Source organism: Curtobacterium sp. 314Chir4.1 (genome assembly GCF_900215175.1).
Classification (GTDB): Bacteria; Actinomycetota; Actinomycetes; order Actinomycetales; family Microbacteriaceae; genus Curtobacterium; species Curtobacterium pusillum_A.
Window position 1 is genome coordinate 927,025 of the sequence record NZ_OCMI01000001.1, and the last position, 16,515, is coordinate 943,539.

Consider the following 16,515-nt stretch of genomic DNA (forward strand, 5'->3'; position numbering starts at 1 on the left):
CCTGGAGGCGCGGGACGGCCCCGCCACGCGCCTCCAGGCCGGTACGCGGCCGCGCCACGCGCGGGGCGCGACCCCGTGGGCGCACGACACGCCGCACGCGCGCCGTCGAGGTTCCACGCGACGAGCGTCAGCGCCACGAGATGCCGAGATTTCGGAACCTCGGCACAGTCGAGCCCGCGCGCGCCGCGCCGCCGCTACGCGGCGCGGATGCGGTCCAGCGCCAGCTGCAGGTCGTCCGGGTACTGCGCCTGGAACTGGACCCACTGGCCGGTCCGCGGGTGCTCGAACCCGAGCCGCACCGCGTCGAGCCACTGCCGGGCCAGCCCGAGCTCGTTCGCGAGCACCGGGTCTGCCCCGTACATCGTGTCGCCGACCAGCGGGTGCCGGGTCGCCGCCATGTGCACCCGGATCTGGTGGGTGCGCCCGGTCTCCAGGTGGACCTCGAGGAGGGTCGCGGACCGGAAGGCCTCGAGCGTCGCGTAGTGCGTCACGCTCGGCTTGCCGTCGGCCGTGACCGCGAACTTCCAGTCGCTCGATGGGTGCCGGCCGATGGGCGCGTCGACGGTGCCGGAGGTCGGGTCGGGGTGCCCCTGCGCGAGCGCGTGGTAGACCTTCTCGACCGTGCGCTCCTTGAACGCCCGCTTGAGGTGCGTGTACGCCAGCTCGGTCTTCGCGACGACCATGAGGCCGGAGGTGCCGACGTCGAGCCGGTGCACGATGCCCGCACGCTCGGCGGCGCCGGACGTCGCGATCGTGAACCCGGCCGCTGCCAGTCCACCGGGGACGGTCGGGCCGTCCCAGCCGGGCGACGGGTGCGCCGCGACGCCGACGGGCTTGTCCACCACGACGATGTCGTCGTCGTCGTGGACGACCGTCATGCCGGGGACCTCGACCGGGATGATCCGGGGCGCTTCCTTCGGGGTCCACTCGACCTGGAGCCACGAGTCGGCGTGCAGCCGGTCGGACTTGTCCACGGTGACCCCGTCGACGGTCACGCCACCGGCAGCGACGACGTCGGCCGCGAACGACCGGCTGAACCCGAGGAGCTTGGCGATGGCGGCGTCGACACGCTCACCGGCGAGCCCGTCCGGGACCGGCAGGGAACGCGACTCGGTCACGTGGCGTCGTGTCCGAGGGCGTCCCGCCCGTCACGCGGCGCGCGCGGGTCGTCGGTCACCGTCGCCGCCGTGGCGTCGCGGGGTGCGTCCGGCGTGACGCCCTCGGGTGCCGACGTGGTCGCCGCCGCGTCCGCCGCGCGCTGCTGCTTCGCGGTGAGGGCGCGGGAGCCGTCGAGGTTCACGCCGAAGATCACGAGCAGGACGAAGATCACCATGCTGACGCAGATGAACGAGTCGGCGATGTTGTAGATCGCGGGCATCATCCACGGCGTCGAGATGAAGTCCACCACGTGGCCACGACCGAAGCCGGGCTCACGGAAGAGCCGGTCGAGCAGGTTCCCGAGGGCACCGCCGAGCAGCATGCCGAGCACGAGCGCCCACCACATCGAGCGGATGCGCCGGGCGAAGACGATGATCGCGACCACGACGGCGGTCGACACGATCGAGAACACCCACGTCATGTTCACCGCGAACGAGAACGCGGCGCCGGGGTTCCGCACGTACAGGAGCTGCAGCGCGTTGCCCAGCACGGGGACGACGGTGCCGTACGGCAGGTTGGCGACGACGAGCGCCTTCACGCCCTGGTCGAGTGCCACCACCACGACAGCGGCGAAGGCCAGTGCCGCGATAGCGCGGACACTGACCTTCGCTCGTGGAGCTGGTCGCGACAACGTCAGTTGCCGACGCCCTGCGCCGATGCCGGCGCGGGGGTGAGACCGGACTGCTCGGGGGCCGAGCCGTCCAGCTCGTTGAGCTGCCCCTGGATGTAGCTCTTGAGCTGCGCACGGTAGTCGCGCTCGAAGGTGCGGAGCTCGTCGATCTTGCCCTCGAGCTGGCGCTGCTCCTGCTCGAGCACCGCGACACGCTGACGGTTCGTGTTCTCGGTGTCGGCGATGATCTGGCGCTGCTTGGCCTCGGCCTCGGAGACGAGGCGGGCGGCCTGGGCGGTGCCCTCGGCGATGAGCGCGTCGCGCTTCTCGATGCCCTCGCGCACGTGCTCCTCGTGGAGACGGCGGGCCAGGGTGAGGAGGTTCGTGGTGCCCTCGGTGTCCTCGTCCGCGGAGACCGTGGTGGCCGGAGCGGCGGCGGCGACCGGAGCGGGCTCCGGCGCAGCGGCCACGGGGGCGGGCTCCGGCTCGGGCTCGGGGGTCGCGACCGGAGCGGGCTGCTCGGCCTGGGCCGGCTTCGGCGCCGACTCGGCGGCCTGCAGGCGCTGACGGAGCTCGTCGTTCTCGGCCGTCAGGCGGCGCAGCTCGACCACGACCTCGTCGAGGAAGTCGTCGACCTCGTCCTGGTCGTAGCCCTCGCGGAACTTCGTCGGCTGGAACCGCTTGTTGACTACGTCTTCCGGCGTCAAAGCCATTGCCGTCACCTCAATAGAACTGCTGAACGTGTGGAACCGTCTCGGTCCGACCGAATGTACCAGTCGTACCGGGCGGTGCGGATGCCACGCCGGGGCGAGCATCGATCCCGACCACCGTACACCGACGGTGACCGTGAACCGTGAACCGTGCCCTGGCGTGGCGCGTGTCGCGGCTGAACCGCGGCTAGATCAAGTAGCGGACGACCGTCATCGCGATGATGACGACGAGCATCACGATCGTCCACCCGAAGTCGAGCGCCACCGGCCCCATCCGCAGCGGCGGGAGCGCCTTGCGGACGGTGCGGATCGGCGGATCGGTCACGGTGTAGACGAACTCGGAGACCACGAGGAGTCCCCCGCGGGGCCGCCAGGAGCGGTTGTACGCCTGCACGATGTCGAGCGCGAACCGCCCCCACATCGTGAAGAAGTAGAGCAGGAGGAGGAAGTACAGGATCGTGAAGATCGCGGACACGATGGGGCTCGCTCGGCTCGGGTGGGCGTCGTCACGTGACGACGCTCACGGGGCGGGTGGGCCTGAGGGACTCAGGACTGGGCGAAGAAGGACGCCTCGATGTCGGACTCTACCTCAGGCGCCTCACCGCTCACCGCGACGTGCGCCGGGGAGAGGAGGAACACCTTGTTGGTGACCCGCTCGATCTTGCCGTAGAGGCCGAGCGACAGGCCGGAGGCGAAGTCGATCATGCGACGGGCGTCCGCCTCGGTCATCTGCGAGAGGTTGATGATGACGGGGATGCCGTCGCGGAAGCTCTCGGCGATGGACTGGGCGTCCTTGTACTCGCGCGGGTGGACGGTGAGGATCTCGTTCATTTCCTGGACCGGTGCTGCCTTCTGTGCGGTCGTGTGCGAGCGGCGGAGCGGGGTGACCTGGGCGCCGCGCTGGTGGGTGTGCGTCTTGGTCTCGACGGGAGCGGGGGCCACGGGTGCCGCGGCGGGCGCGGGGGCCTCCTGCGCGACCGGAGCCGGCGTCGGGGCCGCGGCCGGAGCGGACTGCTGCCGCGCGGGCTGCTGCTGCGGCTGCTCGTCCTCGTACTCGAGTTCCTCGTCGGCGAGGCCGAGGTAGACCATCGTCTTCTTCAGCGGGTTGGCCATGGTTCCTCCGGAGTTCGTGCTCGTGGATGCCCTTGGGACGAGGCTAGGGCGTGACCGGCCGTTCTCCCGTGATTGCGGTGCCGATCCTGAGGTGTGTCGCGCCCTCCGCGATCGCCTCGGCGTAGTCGCCGCTCATCCCCGCGGAGATGTCCGTGGCGTCCGGCGCGAGCGACACCACCCGCTCGGAGATCGACCGGAGCCGGGCGAAGGCCGCGCGGGGTTCCTCGTCGAGCGGCGCCACGGCCATGACGCCGCGCAACCGGATCGTGCCGGTCGCGAGCACCCGGGCCACCATGGCCTCGACGTCGTCGGGCTGCACACCTCCGCGACCCGGGTCGTCGGTCAGGTTGACCTGCACGAACCCGTCGACCACGGGTGGCTCGGGTTCGGCCTCGTTCGGGGCGAAGGCGTCCACGACCGACGTCCGGTCGAGCGACTGCACGACGTGCGCGTAGCGCCGGACCTGTCGTGCCTTCTTCGACTGCAGCTGCCCGACGAAGTGCCACGTCAGCGGCAGGTCGGCGAGTTCCGCGGCCTTCGCCTGCGCCTCCTGGTGGCGGTTCTCCCCCACGTCGGTGACGCCGAGCGCGGAGAGTGCACGGACGAGCGACGCCGGGTGGTACTTCGTGACGACGACGAGCGTCAGCTCGTCCGCCGACCGCCCTGCGGCTCGCGCCGCGTCGGAGATGCCCTGCCTGACGGACGCGAGACGCGCCTCCAGTCCACCGTCTGGTGACGGGTCGGTCTGGAGGCGCGGGTCGTCTGACAACGCTGCTTACTTCAGGAAGTCGGGGACGTCGAGCTCGTCGTCATCGTCGTCGAAGGCCGGGTCGGCGGCGCGCTGCGCCGGCGCCTCGTGCTCCTGCGACGCCCAGGAGGGCGACGAGTCCTCGATCGAGCCGGTGCCGACGGCGGAGGCCACGGGCAGGGTCGCGCCGGCCTCGGGGTCGACGTAGCTCGAGCGACGTTCCTTCTGCTGCTGCTGCGGCTCGCCACCGTCGAAGCCCGCGGCGATGACGGTCACGCGGACCTCGTCGCCGAGGGTGTCGTCGATGACCGCACCGAAGATGATGTTCGCCTCGGGGTGGACGGCTTCCTGCACCAGGCGGGCCGCGTCGTTGATCTCGAAGATGCCGAGGTTCGAGCCACCCTGGATCGAGAGCAGCACGCCGTGCGCACCGTCGATCGAGGCCTCGAGCAGCGGGGACGCGACGGCGAGCTCGGCCGCCTTGATGGCACGGTCGGCGCCCCGCGAGGAGCCGATGCCCATGAGCGCGGAACCCGCACCCTGCATGACCGACTTGACGTCGGCGAAGTCGAGGTTGATGAGACCAGGGGTCGTGATGAGGTCGGTGATGCCCTGCACGCCGGCGAGGAGCACCTGGTCGGCGGTCGCGAAGGCCTCGACCATGGAGATGCCGCGGTCGCTGATCTCGAGCAGGCGGTCGTTCGGCACGACGATGAGCGTGTCGACCTCGTCCTTGAGCCCGGCGACGCCGTTCTCGGCCTGGGACTGACGACGCTTGCCCTCGAAGCTGAACGGCTTGGTGACGACACCGATGGTCAGCGCACCGATCGACTTCGCGATGCGGGCGACCACGGGCGCACCACCCGTGCCGGTCCCGCCACCCTCGCCGGCGGTGACGAAGACCATGTCGGCGCCCGCCAGGGCCTCCTCGATCTCCTCGGCGTGGTCCTCGGCGGCGCGACGGCCGACCTCGGGGTCCGCGCCGGCACCGAGGCCGCGGGTGATCTCGCGACCCACGTCGAGCTTGACGTCGGCGTCGCTGAGGAGCAGTGCCTGTGCGTCGGTGTTGATCGCGATGAACTCGACCCCACGGAGGCCGAGCTCGATCATGCGGTTGACGGCGTTCACGCCGCCGCCGCCGACACCGACGACCTTGATGACGGCGAGGTAGTTGTGGTTCGTGGTCACGTCAGTCAGGCCTCCGGTCGAACCCTCAACCTCTACTTGAAGTTCAGGGGCAATGCTGGTAGATGTGGTGCTGGCATCGACGCTACGGGTGCGCTCCGGGCACTGTCGCCCCGCCACGCCGCGTGTCGCGCGATTCCGCGACTTCTTCCGCTACTTCTTCGCGCGGATGATGCCGTTGTCCGGAGCACTGACGTCGTACTCGACGACGACGCCGGGGTTCCGCGCCGCGTGGTCCTTCACGAGGGCCGCGAGCAGGGCCGCCTTGGCGTCCGACTGCTCCGGGTTGCCCCAGACCACGCTCGAGCCGTCCTGCAGGGTGAGCGTCACGTCGTCGGCGGTCGACGCCTTCACGCTCGTCACCTGCTGCCGGACCGTCGACGGCAGCGACAGCACGACCTCGGTCATGGTGCGGAACACCGACGATCCGAGCTTCGCGTTCCCGATGTCGGCGACGGGCATGTTCGCGGGCTGCTTCGGCGAGGACTGCACGACGATCCCGGCCGGGTCCACCAGGTCGAAGGACTTCCCCGACCGCACCGCCACGACCGGGGTGCGCTCGGTCACGGTCACCACGAGGGTGTGCGGCGGCGCTTCCTCGGTCACGTAGCTCTCGATGAGGGGGAAGCCCGCGATGTCCTTCTTGATGGCGTCGAAGTCGAGCCGGGCGAGCGGGGTGCCGAGCTGGTCGGAGAGTGCCTGCCGGAGCTGGGTCTCGTCGACGCGGTTCGTACCCTTGATCTCGATCGTCTGCAGGGCCATCAGCGGCGAGAACACCGCGACGAGGATCGAGACGCCGAACACCAGGACGATGCTCGCGGCGGTGATCCAGGCCGCGCGGCGGTGCCGGCTGCGACGGGTGAAACGGCGGACCTCGGCCCGTTCGAGCAGGCGACGGCGGCGCTTGGCGACCCGGGCCTCGCGCGCGGTCTCGGCAGCGCGGACGCCCGCGCCGATCGGGGCCTCGTGGTCGTCGTGCTGCCGGTCCGCGTCGGCGTGCAGGTCCTCGACGGTCGCGTCCGGTCCCTGGAGCGACTCGGGGTGGTCCTCGTCGGGGGTGTACTCGCGGAGGCGGTCCTTGACGGTCGAGAACCCCGCACCGAGACCGGCGCCGAGCCGACGACCGGCAGCGCCGGCGAACGCGCCCGCCCGGTCGCGAGCCGACGTACCGGGCTCCCCTGGAGCAGTGGAGGCGACCGGTTCGTCGACCGCGTCCTGCGGGGCGGGGCCGGGCTGCGCCTCCCGGACGTCCTGCCGTGGATCCCGCGACGGACGCCGCGGGATCAGCGGGGCACGGCGCTGCCGGGGCACCTGGGCGTCACCGGCGGACGCGTCCGGCTGCGCCGGGCGCTCGTCGAACCCCTCCGGACGCTTCACCGGGTGAGCGCGCTCTCGTCGTTCTGCAGCGCGCCGATGACCTGCGGGATGATCCGGTACACGTCGCCGCAGCTCAGCGTCATGATGATGTCGCCCTCGCGCGCGACGGCTGCAGCGCGGGCGGCGGCCTCGTCCCAGTCGGGCAGGAACTCGACGCGGGACTGGTCCGCGAACCGCTCCTGCACGAGGGCACCGGTCACGCCGGGCTCCGGGTCCTCGCGGGCGCCGTACACGTCGAGCACGACGGTGTGGTCGGCGAGCTCCTCGTAGACCTTCGCGAAGTCCCCGGCCATCAGGCGCGTGCGGGAGTACAGGTGCGGCTGGTGGATCGCGATGATCCGACCGTCGCCGACGACGTTGCGGGCGGCCTTGAGCGCCGCGGCGACCTCGGTCGGGTGGTGGGCGTAGTCGTCGTACACGGACACGCCGCGCTCGACGCCGTGCAGCTCGAAGCGGCGCTGGGTGCCGCCGAAGGACTCGATGCCGCGGATGGCGTCCGCCGGGGCGACGCCGAGTCCGGTCAGGACGGCGAACGCGCCGACGGCGTTGATCGCGTTGTGGCGTCCCGGTACGCGGAGGGTCAGGTGGTACGCCGCACCGCCGGCACGGAAGTCGACCTCGACCCCGGCGGACTCGGTGATGCCCTCGATGCGGACGTCGGCGTCGGCGGCCTCTCCGAAGGTGACGACCTCGGGGGCGTCCTCCCGCTGGCGGACACCGGCGGTGACGGCCTTCGCGCCAGCGTCGTCGCTCGAGATGACGACCCGCTCGGACGCCTTCGCGGCGAACTCGACGAAGGCCTCGGTGAAGGCCTCCTCGCTGCCGTAGTGGTCGAGGTGGTCGGCGTCGACGTTCGTGATGAGCGCGACCGCGACGTCGTACAGCAGGAACGAGCCGTCGGACTCGTCGGCCTCGACGACGAACAGGTCACTCGAACCCGGTGCCGAGCTGGTGCCGAGCGACTGGATGACCCCGCCGTTGACGAAGCTCGGGTCCAGGCCGAGCTCGACCAGGGCGGTGACGATCATGCCCGTCGAGGTGGTCTTGCCGTGCGCACCGGCGACCGCGACGAGGCGGTGCTCGGCGATCAGCGCGGCGAGGGCCTGCGAGCGGTGCAGGACCGGCAGGCCGCGGCGCTGGGCCTCGAGGAGTTCGGGGTTGTCCGGCCAGAGCGCGCTCGTGACGACGATGGTGTCCGCGTCGCCGACGTTCGCGGCGTCGTGGCCGATGTGCACCTCGGCGCCGAGGTCGCGCATCGTGCGGGTGGTGGCGGTCTCGCGGGAGTCGCTGCCCGTCACGCGGTGGCCGGCGGCGAGGAACAGCCGGGCGATGCCGCTCATGCCGGAGCCGCCGATGCCGACGAAGTGCACCGTGCCGAGGTCGTCCGGGATCGGCTGCGTCAGGTCCGGCTTGATGGTCATCGTTCCTCCGTGGTGCTGTCGTCCTGCGCGGCGGGCGTGTCCTTCGCGCCGTTCGCGCCATTCACGCCTCGTGCGCGCTTCGCCGCGTCGAGGACGAGGTCGGTCATCCGGTCGGCGCCGTCGCGGTGCCCGACGCTGCCGGCGCGCACCGTCATGTCCGCGATCCGGGCCCGGTCCTGCAGGATGTTCAGGAGCTGGAACGTCACCCAGTCCTCGTCGAATTCCGCGTCGGCCACGAGGACCGCTCCCCCGGCGTCGACGACGTCCTTCGCGTTGTGGCGCTGCTCGCCGTTGCCGACAGGGTACGGCACCAGGACGCTCGGCAGCCCGACGGCGGTGAGCTCGCAGACCATGCCGGCACCGGCACGCGAGACCACGAAGTCGCTCGCGGCGTACGCCAGGTCCATCCGGTCGCAGTACTGCAGGACGTGGTAGCCGTCGAGGTCGCTCGGGCCGAGGTCCGAGTTGCCGCCGACGACGTGCAGGATCTGCCAGCCGGCACCGACGATCGTCGCAGCGGCCTTGTTCACCGTGCGGTTGATGCTGCGCGCGCCGGACGACCCGCCGGTGACGAGCAGGACCGGGCGGTCGGCGTCAAGCCCGAACTCGGCGAGGCCTTCGGCGCGGCTGGCGCGACGGTCGAGCGACTCGATCTCGCGGCGCAGGGGCATGCCGACGAGCCGGCCGTGCCGGAGCCGCGTGTTCGAGAAGGTCAGGCCGACGTGCTCGGTGAGGAAGGCCGCCAGGCGGTTCGCCAGGCCGGGCTTCGCGTTCTGCTCGTGCACGACGATCGGGGTGCCGGTGCGCTTCGCCGCGATGTACGCCGGGGCGGCCGCGTAGCCGCCGACGCCGAGGACGACCTCGACGTCGTGCTCGCGGATGATCTGCTCGGTGCGCTTGACGGCGCCCCAGAAGCGCTGCGGGAAGCGGAGCGCGGCCGCGTTCGGCTTGCGCGGGAACGGCAGGCGCGGGATGGTCAGCAGCTCGTAGCCGCGCATCGGGACGAGCCGGGACTCGAGCCCCTCGGCGGTGCCGAGGACGATGACCTCGGCGTCCGCGTCGCGCTCGGTCAGCCGGTCCGCGACCGCGAGCAGCGGGTTGACGTGACCGGCGGTGCCGCCGCCGGCGAAGAGGTACGTGCTCACCGGAGTGTTCCGTTCAGGGTGCTGGGGCCGGTCGGGCCGTCGAGGGGGTCACGGCCGGACGGGCCGTTCTTGCCGGGGAGGTCGCGCGCGAACGACAGCACGACGCCGATGGCGACGAGCGTCATGATCAGCGCGGACCCACCGGCCGAGATGAGTGGGAGGGGGACGCCGAGGACCGGCAGCAGGCCGAGGACCACGGCGATGTTCACGAGGGCCTGGCCGATGATCCAGGCGAGGATGCCGCCCGTGACGGTCTTCACGAACGGGTCCTTCGACTGCCGGATGACCTTGACCATGCTGACGGCGAGCACCACGAAGAGCGCCAGGACGACGACGGCACCGATCAGCCCGAGCTCCTCGCCGATGATCGCGAAGATGTAGTCGTTGTCCGCCTCGGGCAGCCAGGACCACTTCGCCTTCGAGTTGCCGAGCCCGACGCCGAACACGCCACCGGACGCCAGTGCCCACATGCCGTGCACCGGCTGCCAGCACAGGTCGGCGTACTGGTTCGAGTCCGTGCAGCCGGACAGCCAGGCGCTGATGCGGACCTGACGGGACGACGACGCCATCGTGACGAACGGCAGCAGCACGGCCATCGCGACCACGCCGGTGAGCAGGTGCTTCGCCCGGGCCCCACCGACGTAGAGCGCACCGAGCACCAGGATGAGCATGATCATCGCGGTGCCCTGGTCACCACCGAGGATCACCAGCCCGAGGGACAGGAGCGAGGCGATCCCGACCGGGATGAAGACCTCTTTCCAGTCGTCGAGCTTGTCCCGCTTGACGTACATGATCGCGCCGATGCCGAGCACCAGCCCGAGCTTGACGACCTCGGACGGCTGCGCGGTGAACGAGCCGATGCCGATCCAGTTCCGGTTGCCCTGCACGTCGATGCCGAGGGGCGTGTACACGAGCAGCTGCAGTGCCAGGGCGGCACCGAGCAGCCGCATGGCCCACTTCCGCCAGAGCCGCGCCGGCACCCGGCTGACGATGAGCATGAGCGGCACGCCGAGCACCGCGTACAGGCCCTGACGGGACGCCGCGCCGAAGAAGTCGTGCGTCGCGGCGTACTGCTCGACGCTCGACGACGACAGCACCATGACGACGCCGAAGACGACGAGGAAGAGCGTGACGCCGAGGATCGTGTAGAACGTGCTGGACTCGGCGACGAAGACGTTCTTGACGGCGACGACGGCGCGGTTCGTGGTGCGCGTGGTCGCGGCACCCGCGCTCGTGCTCGACGTCGTCCGAGCGCCCCGGTCGCGGCCGTTACGCCCCTGCGGAAGATCCGTCGTCGCCATCGGCGTTGCCTCCCAGGTGCTCGTGGACCGCGGCCGCGAAGCGCTCGCCCCGGTCCGCGTAGGAGCCGAACTGGTCGAACGACGCCGCGGCGGGGGCGAGGAGGACCGTGTCGCCCGGCCTCGCGACCGATGCGGCATGCCGGACCGCCTCGGGCATGACCTGATCAGTGTCCGCTGCTTCGACCTGCAGGACGGGCACCCCGGGCGCGTGTCGCGCGAATGCCTCGAGGACGGGCCCGCGGTCGGTGCCGATCACCACGACGGCCCGGACGTCCGGCCCGAAGCGCTCGACGAGTCCGTCGACGTCGACGCCCTTGAACAGGCCTCCGACGATCCACACGACCGTGTCGAACGACGCGAGCGACGCGGTGGCCGCGTGCGGGTTCGTCGCCTTCGAGTCGTCGACCCAGGTGATCCCGTCGGCAGTGGCGACGAGCTCGGTGCGGTGGTGGTCCGCGTGGAAGCCCTGCACGGCCGAACGGATCGCGCTCGGTTGCACGGCCGCGGCACGGGCGAGCGCAGCGGCGGCGAGGACGTTCATCGTCATGTGCGGGCTCGCGAGGCCGGCCTGCTCGAGGTCGGCGACGGTCGCGAGTTCGAGCGCGCTGCTCTGCCGGTTCTCGGCGAAGGCGCGGTCGCACAGGACGTCCTCGACGACCCCGACGTCACCGGGCGCGGGGATGCCGGGGCCGAAGCCGACGGCACGGCAGCCCTCGACCACGTCGGCCTCCTCGACCATGTGGCGGGTGACCTCGTCGGTCGTGTTGTAGACGCACGCCATCACGGTGCGCTCGTAGACCTTGGCCTTGGCGGCGCGGTAGGCCTCGGCGGAGCCGTGCCACTCGAGGTGGTCGTCGGCGATGTTCAGGCAGGCGCTGGCGAGGGGCACCACGGCACCGTCGCCGGACGTCGGCATGTAGTGCAGCTGGTGGCTCGACAGTTCCACCACCAGGACGTCGAAGCCGTCCGGGTCGCGGACGACGTCGAGCACGGGCACGCCGATGTTGCCGCAGGACACGGCACGCAGTCCCCCGGCCTCGAACATCGCCGTGGTCAGCTGCGTCGTGGTGGTCTTGCCGTTCGTTCCGGTGATCGTCACCCAGGGGGCGGCGACCGGGCCGCGAACGACCTTGTCGCGCACGCGCCAGGCAAGCTCGATGTCGCCCCAGACGGTGCTGTTCGCGACGGACCACTGCACGGTGGCGTTGTGCGGCGGCAGGCCCGGCGACACGATGACGACGTCCGGCGCCTGCGCCTCGAGCGCCTCGGGCACCGAGTCCAGCGGCGTCTGCACGAACTGCGCGCCGATCACGTCGAGCAGCTCGACGCTGTCCGACGGCGCGTCGGTCGAGTAGACCGTCACCGCACTGCCGAGCTCGACGAGGGTGTCGGCGACCGAGAACCCGGTGGCGCCGAGGCCCAGGACGGCGACGTTCAGCCCCTTCCAGCCCTCGGCGTACCAGCTGTCGAGGCCGTCGAGGCGACCGGCGGGCGTCGGGGCGGCGTCAACCAACTCGTGCGATCCATTCCAGGTAGAAGAGTCCGACACCGGCCGCGACGCAGAGTCCCGCGATGATCCAGAACCGGACGACGACGGTCACCTCGGCCCACCCCTTCAGCTCGAAGTGGTGGTGCAGCGGACTCATCCGGAAGATGCGCTTGCCGTGGGTGATCTTGAAGTACGCCCGCTGCAGGATGACCGAGCCGGTGACGATGAAGAACAGGCCGCCGATGAGGACGAGCAGGAGCTCCGTCCGGCTGAGGATCGCGAGACCGGCCAGGGCACCGCCGAGGCCGAGCGAACCGGTGTCGCCGAGGAAGATCTGCGCCGGCGACGTGTTGTACCAGAGGAAGCCGATCAGCCCGCCGCAGACCGCCGCCGCGACGACCGCGAGGTCGAGCGGGTTCGTCACCGTGTAGCAGGCGTGCTCGGTGCTGGCGTCGAGGCGAGCGCCGCCGCACAGCTGGTTCGACTGCCAGAACCCGATGATCACGTACGAGCCGATCGCCAGGATGCTCGAGCCGGTCGCGAGGCCGTCGAGACCGTCCGCCACGTTGACGCCGTTCGACGTCGACACCGTCAGCAGGACGATCCACGCGAGGAACAGGATGGTGCCGATCACGGTGCCGAGCGCCATGAAGTCGAGCCACGGGATGTCCCGGATCGCCGACACCATGGTCGACGCCGGCGGCTTGCCGTTCGCGGTCGGGACCACGAGCGCCACGGTCGCGAAGATCACGCCGACGATCACCTGCCCGAGGACCTTCGCCCAGCCGCCGAGCCCGAGGCTCCGCTGACGCCGGACCTTGAGGAAGTCGTCGATGAAGCCGACGAACCCGAGGCCGACCATCAGGAACAGGACGAGCAGGCCGGACAGCGTGATCGAGTCACGGCCGACCAGGTGCCCGACGAAGTAGCCGAGCACCGCGCCGATGATGAGGACGATGCCACCCATCGTCGCCGTGCCGCGCTTCGTGTGGTGCGACTGCGGGCCGTCGTCGCGGATGAACTGTCCCCAGCCGAGGCGGTGGAACAGCTTGATGAACAGCGGCGTGAGCAGCAGTGTGAACACCAGCGACACGGCGCCGGCGATCAGGAGGGCGATCATTCGGTGACACCTCCGAGGCGGTCGCCGAGGAATCGCAGTTCGGCGGACTTCGAGGACTTGACGAGGACCACGTCGCCGGGGCGGAGCATGTCCTGCACGGAGTGGACGGCGTCGTCGACGTCCTCGATGAACACGGACTCGCCGTCCCACGATCCCTCGAGGGTGGCGGCCTGGTGGATCGGCAGGGCGGCGCGGCCGACGACCACGAGCTGCCCGATGCCGAGACGGACGACGAGCCGACCGATGCGGTCGTGCTCCTCCGTCGAGAACTCCCCGAGCTCGGCCATCTCGCCGAGCACGGCGACGGTCCGCTCCCCCGGGCGCACGATCTGCGCCAGGGTCCGCAGCGCCGCTGCGGTGGAGTCGGGGGACGCGTTGTACGCGTCGTTGATGATCGTGACGCCCTCCGGGCCGCCCTGGAGGAGCTCCATGCGCCAGCGCTCGGCGCGCGTCATCGACGCGAGCGCCGCGGCGCCGGAGGCGAGGGGCACGCCCCAGCGGTGGGCCACCGTGAGCGCGGCGGACGCGTTCATGGCGTGGTGCTCACCGAGGATCGCGAGGCGGACGTCGACGGTCTCGGGGAGGCGATCCGTGCCTCCAGGCTGGCTGTCGCCACCACGGACGGGAGGCGCGGTGAGGGTGAAGCGGGTGCCGCTGCGGTCCGTCTCGATGCCGGTGATGCGGTAGTCGGCATCCGCCGACGTGCCGAAGCCGACCACCTGGGCGGCCGTCAGGTCGCGCATGGACGCGACGCGGTCGTCGTCCACGTTCAGCAGTGCCGTCGCGGTCGCCGGCAGGTCGGTGACCATCTCCGACTTCGCGCGCTGCGTCGCCTCGATGCCGCCGAACTCGCCGGCGTGCGCGAGGCCCACCTTGAGGACGACGCCCGTGTCGGGTTCGGCGATCGAGACGAGCTTCGCGATGTGGCCGACGCCGCTCGCACCCATCTCCACGACCAGGTACCGGGTGTCGTGCGTGATCCGCAGCATCGAGATCGGGGCGCCGACGTGGTTGTTGAACGACCCCTGGGGCGCGACGGTCTCGCCGTGCTGCTCGAGGATCGTGCGGAGCATGTTCTTCGTGCTCGTCTTGCCGTTCGAGCCGGTGATGCCGACGACCCGGAGCGGCGCCGGGCGCCCCTGTGCGTCGACGCGGTCGGCGCTGGACATCCGGACACGCGTGACGACCTCGTGCGCGAGCGCGGCGAGGGCCTCGTAGCCGTCCTGCACGACGATCTGCGGGGCGGTGGTCTCCACGCGTTCGGGCGTGACGACGAGCGCGGCGCCGGCCTCGGTCGCGGCGGGCACGAACCGGCGACCGTCGGTGACCTCGCCCGGGAGCGCGAAGAACACGCTGCCGGGGCGGACCAGCCGCGAGTCGGTCTCGACGGACCCCTCGACGACCAGGTCGCCCTGGTCGGCGACGTCGGTCGCCTGGGCACCGGCCAGCAGCTCGCCGCCGACCGCGGTGGCGATCTCGGCGAGGGTCAGGGCGATCATCGGGTGCCTTCAGTCCGGGGGTGCTCGGCCGGACCGGTGTTCGGCTCCCAGCCGGCCTCGCGTAGGGCCTGGCGGGCCTCGTCGCGTGCCGAGTAGGGCGTGCGGACGCCCTGGATGTCGCGGTAGTCCTGGTGTCCGGGGCCGGCCCAGAGGATCGAGTCGCCCTCGCCGAGCAGCCCGACGGCCAGGCGGATGGCTGCCTCTGGTGGGCTGACCTCGTGGATCTCGTGCTCGGGGAAGGCCTCGCGCGCAGCGTCGACGAGGGTCTTCCGGATCGACGCGGCGTCCTCGAAGCGGGGGTGGTGGTCCGTGATCACGAGGATGTCCGACCCCGCTGCGGCGATGCGGGCCATGTCGGCGCGCTTCGTCTTGTCGCGGTCGCCGTCGGCGCCGAACAGCATGAGGACCTTGCCGGACGTGAACTGCCGGACGGCTGCCAGGGTGTTCTCGAACGCGTCGGGGCTGTGCCCGAAGTCGACGTACACGCTCGGGCCGCGGTCGCCGGAGACCCGCTCGGTGCGGCCGGGCAGGTAGCACTCGATGGCGCTGACCCGGTGGTCCTCGGTCTGGTCCGCGTACTGGCGGTGGTTGCTCTCGAGCGCGTGCGCGATGGCGCCGAGCTCGAACCCGCCCTCGACGAGCATGACGATCGCCAGAGCGGCGTTCGCGGCCATGTGCCAGCCGATGAGGGGCACACGGGTGGTGAGCTCGCGCCCCTCGGGCCCGGTGAGCCGGAACTCGGTGTACGCGGCGTGCGCCTCGACGATGTCGACGTGCCACTCGGCCTCGACCTCGGGGTGCACCGTGATGGTCGTCACCGGGATGCGGGAGTCCTGCACGACGCGGTGGCCCCAGTCGGTGTCCAGCGAGACGACGCCGCGGCGGGCGTGCTCGGGCTGGAACAGCGGGAGCTTCGCCTGGTAGTACTCCTCCATGTCGGCGTAGTCGTCGAGGTGGTCGTGCGACAGGTTCGTGAACGCGGCGACGTCGAAGACGATGCCGTCGACCCGGTGGCGGCTGAGGGCCTGCGCGCTCACCTCCACCGCGACCGCGCGCACCTCGCTCTCGCGCATCCGGGCGAGGAGGGCGTGCATCTCGCTGGCCTCGGGCGTCGTCAGGCGGCTCGTGACGCTGAGCGTGCCGATGTGGCGCTCCGCCGTCGAGCTGAGGCCCGTGACGAGGCCGAGCTGCTTGAGGATCCCCTCGAGGATGTACGACGTGCTCGTCTTGCCGTTCGTGCCGGTGACGGCGAACAGCTGCGGCAGGTCGGTCGCTTCGTCCGGGTGAGTGCGGTAGACCCAGGCCGAGACGTCGCCGAGCGCCGCGCGGGGGTCGTCGACGACGAGCACCGGCAGCCCGGCGGCCTGGGCGTGCTCGACACCGGCGTCGTCGGTGAGGACGGCGACGGCGCCGCGCTCGGCGGCCTCGGTCGAGAAATCCGCGCCGTGCCGGTTCGCACCGTGCACGCCGACGAAGAGGTCACCTGGCTGCACCTCGGCGGCGCTCAGGGTGACACCGGTCGTCTCGACGGCGTCGACCGAGCCGACGACACGCAGACCGAACGCGTTCGCGAGTTCGGCCACGGCCCTCGGGGTCGGGTGTTCGGGTCGGAGGACCGGGGGGATCCGTGCGGACAAGT

The 16,515-nt window shown here is 71.2% G+C and carries 15 protein-coding genes; all 15 read right to left on the reverse strand.

Annotation, left to right across the window (positions count from 1 at the left end; genetic code table 11):
• Positions 1-194: 194 nt before the first annotated feature.
• The 15 genes from CRP27_RS04250 to CRP27_RS04320 all read right to left on the reverse strand — a co-directional run bounded on the left by CRP27_RS04250 (position 195) and on the right by CRP27_RS04320 (position 16,513).
• Entirely contained in the window at positions 195-1,118 is a 924-nt protein-coding gene (locus CRP27_RS04250) for an RluA family pseudouridine synthase (RefSeq protein WP_097179442.1), read from the reverse strand.
• On the reverse strand, positions 1,115-1,720 hold the full coding sequence (lspA, locus tag CRP27_RS04255) for a signal peptidase II (protein WP_255257424.1): 606 nt from the start codon (positions 1,718-1,720) through the stop codon (positions 1,115-1,117). The genes CRP27_RS04250 and lspA overlap by 4 nt, the downstream gene beginning before the upstream one ends.
• A gap of 71 nt (positions 1,721-1,791) precedes the next feature.
• On the reverse strand, positions 1,792-2,481 hold the full coding sequence (locus CRP27_RS04260; RefSeq protein ID WP_176505456.1) for a DivIVA domain-containing protein: 690 nt from the start codon (positions 2,479-2,481) through the stop codon (positions 1,792-1,794).
• A 184-nt stretch (positions 2,482-2,665) separates the two neighbouring features.
• Positions 2,666-2,956, reverse strand: a complete 291-nt coding sequence (locus CRP27_RS04265; RefSeq protein WP_255257447.1) for a YggT family protein — start codon at positions 2,954-2,956, stop codon at positions 2,666-2,668.
• Positions 2,957-3,024: 68 nt separating this feature from the next.
• A complete protein-coding gene (locus CRP27_RS04270; protein WP_097179444.1) occupies positions 3,025-3,591 on the reverse strand; it encodes a cell division protein SepF in 567 nt (188 codons plus the stop codon).
• Between the two features lie 43 nt (positions 3,592-3,634).
• Positions 3,635-4,360, reverse strand: a complete 726-nt coding sequence (locus tag CRP27_RS04275; RefSeq protein ID WP_097179445.1) for a YggS family pyridoxal phosphate-dependent enzyme — start codon at positions 4,358-4,360, stop codon at positions 3,635-3,637.
• A gap of 6 nt (positions 4,361-4,366) precedes the next feature.
• A complete protein-coding gene (gene ftsZ, locus CRP27_RS04280) occupies positions 4,367-5,527 on the reverse strand; it encodes a cell division protein FtsZ (protein ID WP_097179446.1) in 1,161 nt (386 codons plus the stop codon).
• A 150-nt stretch (positions 5,528-5,677) separates the two neighbouring features.
• Positions 5,678-6,901, reverse strand: a complete 1,224-nt coding sequence (locus CRP27_RS04285) for an FtsQ-type POTRA domain-containing protein (protein WP_097179447.1) — start codon at positions 6,899-6,901, stop codon at positions 5,678-5,680.
• Positions 6,898-8,322, reverse strand: a complete 1,425-nt coding sequence (gene murC / locus CRP27_RS04290; RefSeq protein WP_097179448.1) for a UDP-N-acetylmuramate--L-alanine ligase — start codon at positions 8,320-8,322, stop codon at positions 6,898-6,900. Before murC ends, CRP27_RS04285 begins: the two co-directional genes overlap by 4 nt.
• Complete coding sequence (gene murG, locus CRP27_RS04295; protein WP_255257425.1) at positions 8,319-9,467, reverse strand: undecaprenyldiphospho-muramoylpentapeptide beta-N-acetylglucosaminyltransferase; 1,149 nt, start codon at positions 9,465-9,467, stop codon at positions 8,319-8,321. Before murG ends, murC begins: the two co-directional genes overlap by 4 nt.
• Positions 9,464-10,768, reverse strand: coding sequence for a putative lipid II flippase FtsW (ftsW, locus tag CRP27_RS04300; RefSeq protein ID WP_097179449.1), 1,305 nt, complete (start codon positions 10,766-10,768; stop codon positions 9,464-9,466). The genes murG and ftsW overlap by 4 nt, the downstream gene beginning before the upstream one ends.
• On the reverse strand, positions 10,737-12,281 hold the full coding sequence (gene murD / locus CRP27_RS04305) for a UDP-N-acetylmuramoyl-L-alanine--D-glutamate ligase (protein ID WP_097179450.1): 1,545 nt from the start codon (positions 12,279-12,281) through the stop codon (positions 10,737-10,739). Before murD ends, ftsW begins: the two co-directional genes overlap by 32 nt.
• Positions 12,274-13,377, reverse strand: coding sequence for a phospho-N-acetylmuramoyl-pentapeptide-transferase (mraY, locus tag CRP27_RS04310; protein ID WP_097179451.1), 1,104 nt, complete (start codon positions 13,375-13,377; stop codon positions 12,274-12,276). The genes murD and mraY overlap by 8 nt, the downstream gene beginning before the upstream one ends.
• The gene (gene murF / locus CRP27_RS04315) at positions 13,374-14,876 is read right to left on the reverse strand and encodes a UDP-N-acetylmuramoyl-tripeptide--D-alanyl-D-alanine ligase (protein WP_097179452.1); all 1,503 of its coding nucleotides are present in this window, start codon (positions 14,874-14,876) and stop codon (positions 13,374-13,376) included. Before murF ends, mraY begins: the two co-directional genes overlap by 4 nt.
• Positions 14,873-16,513 (reverse strand): Mur ligase family protein, encoded by a 1,641-nt coding sequence (locus CRP27_RS04320; protein ID WP_097179652.1) that lies wholly within the window; start codon positions 16,511-16,513, stop codon positions 14,873-14,875. The genes murF and CRP27_RS04320 overlap by 4 nt, the downstream gene beginning before the upstream one ends.
• Positions 16,514-16,515 lie beyond the last annotated feature (2 nt).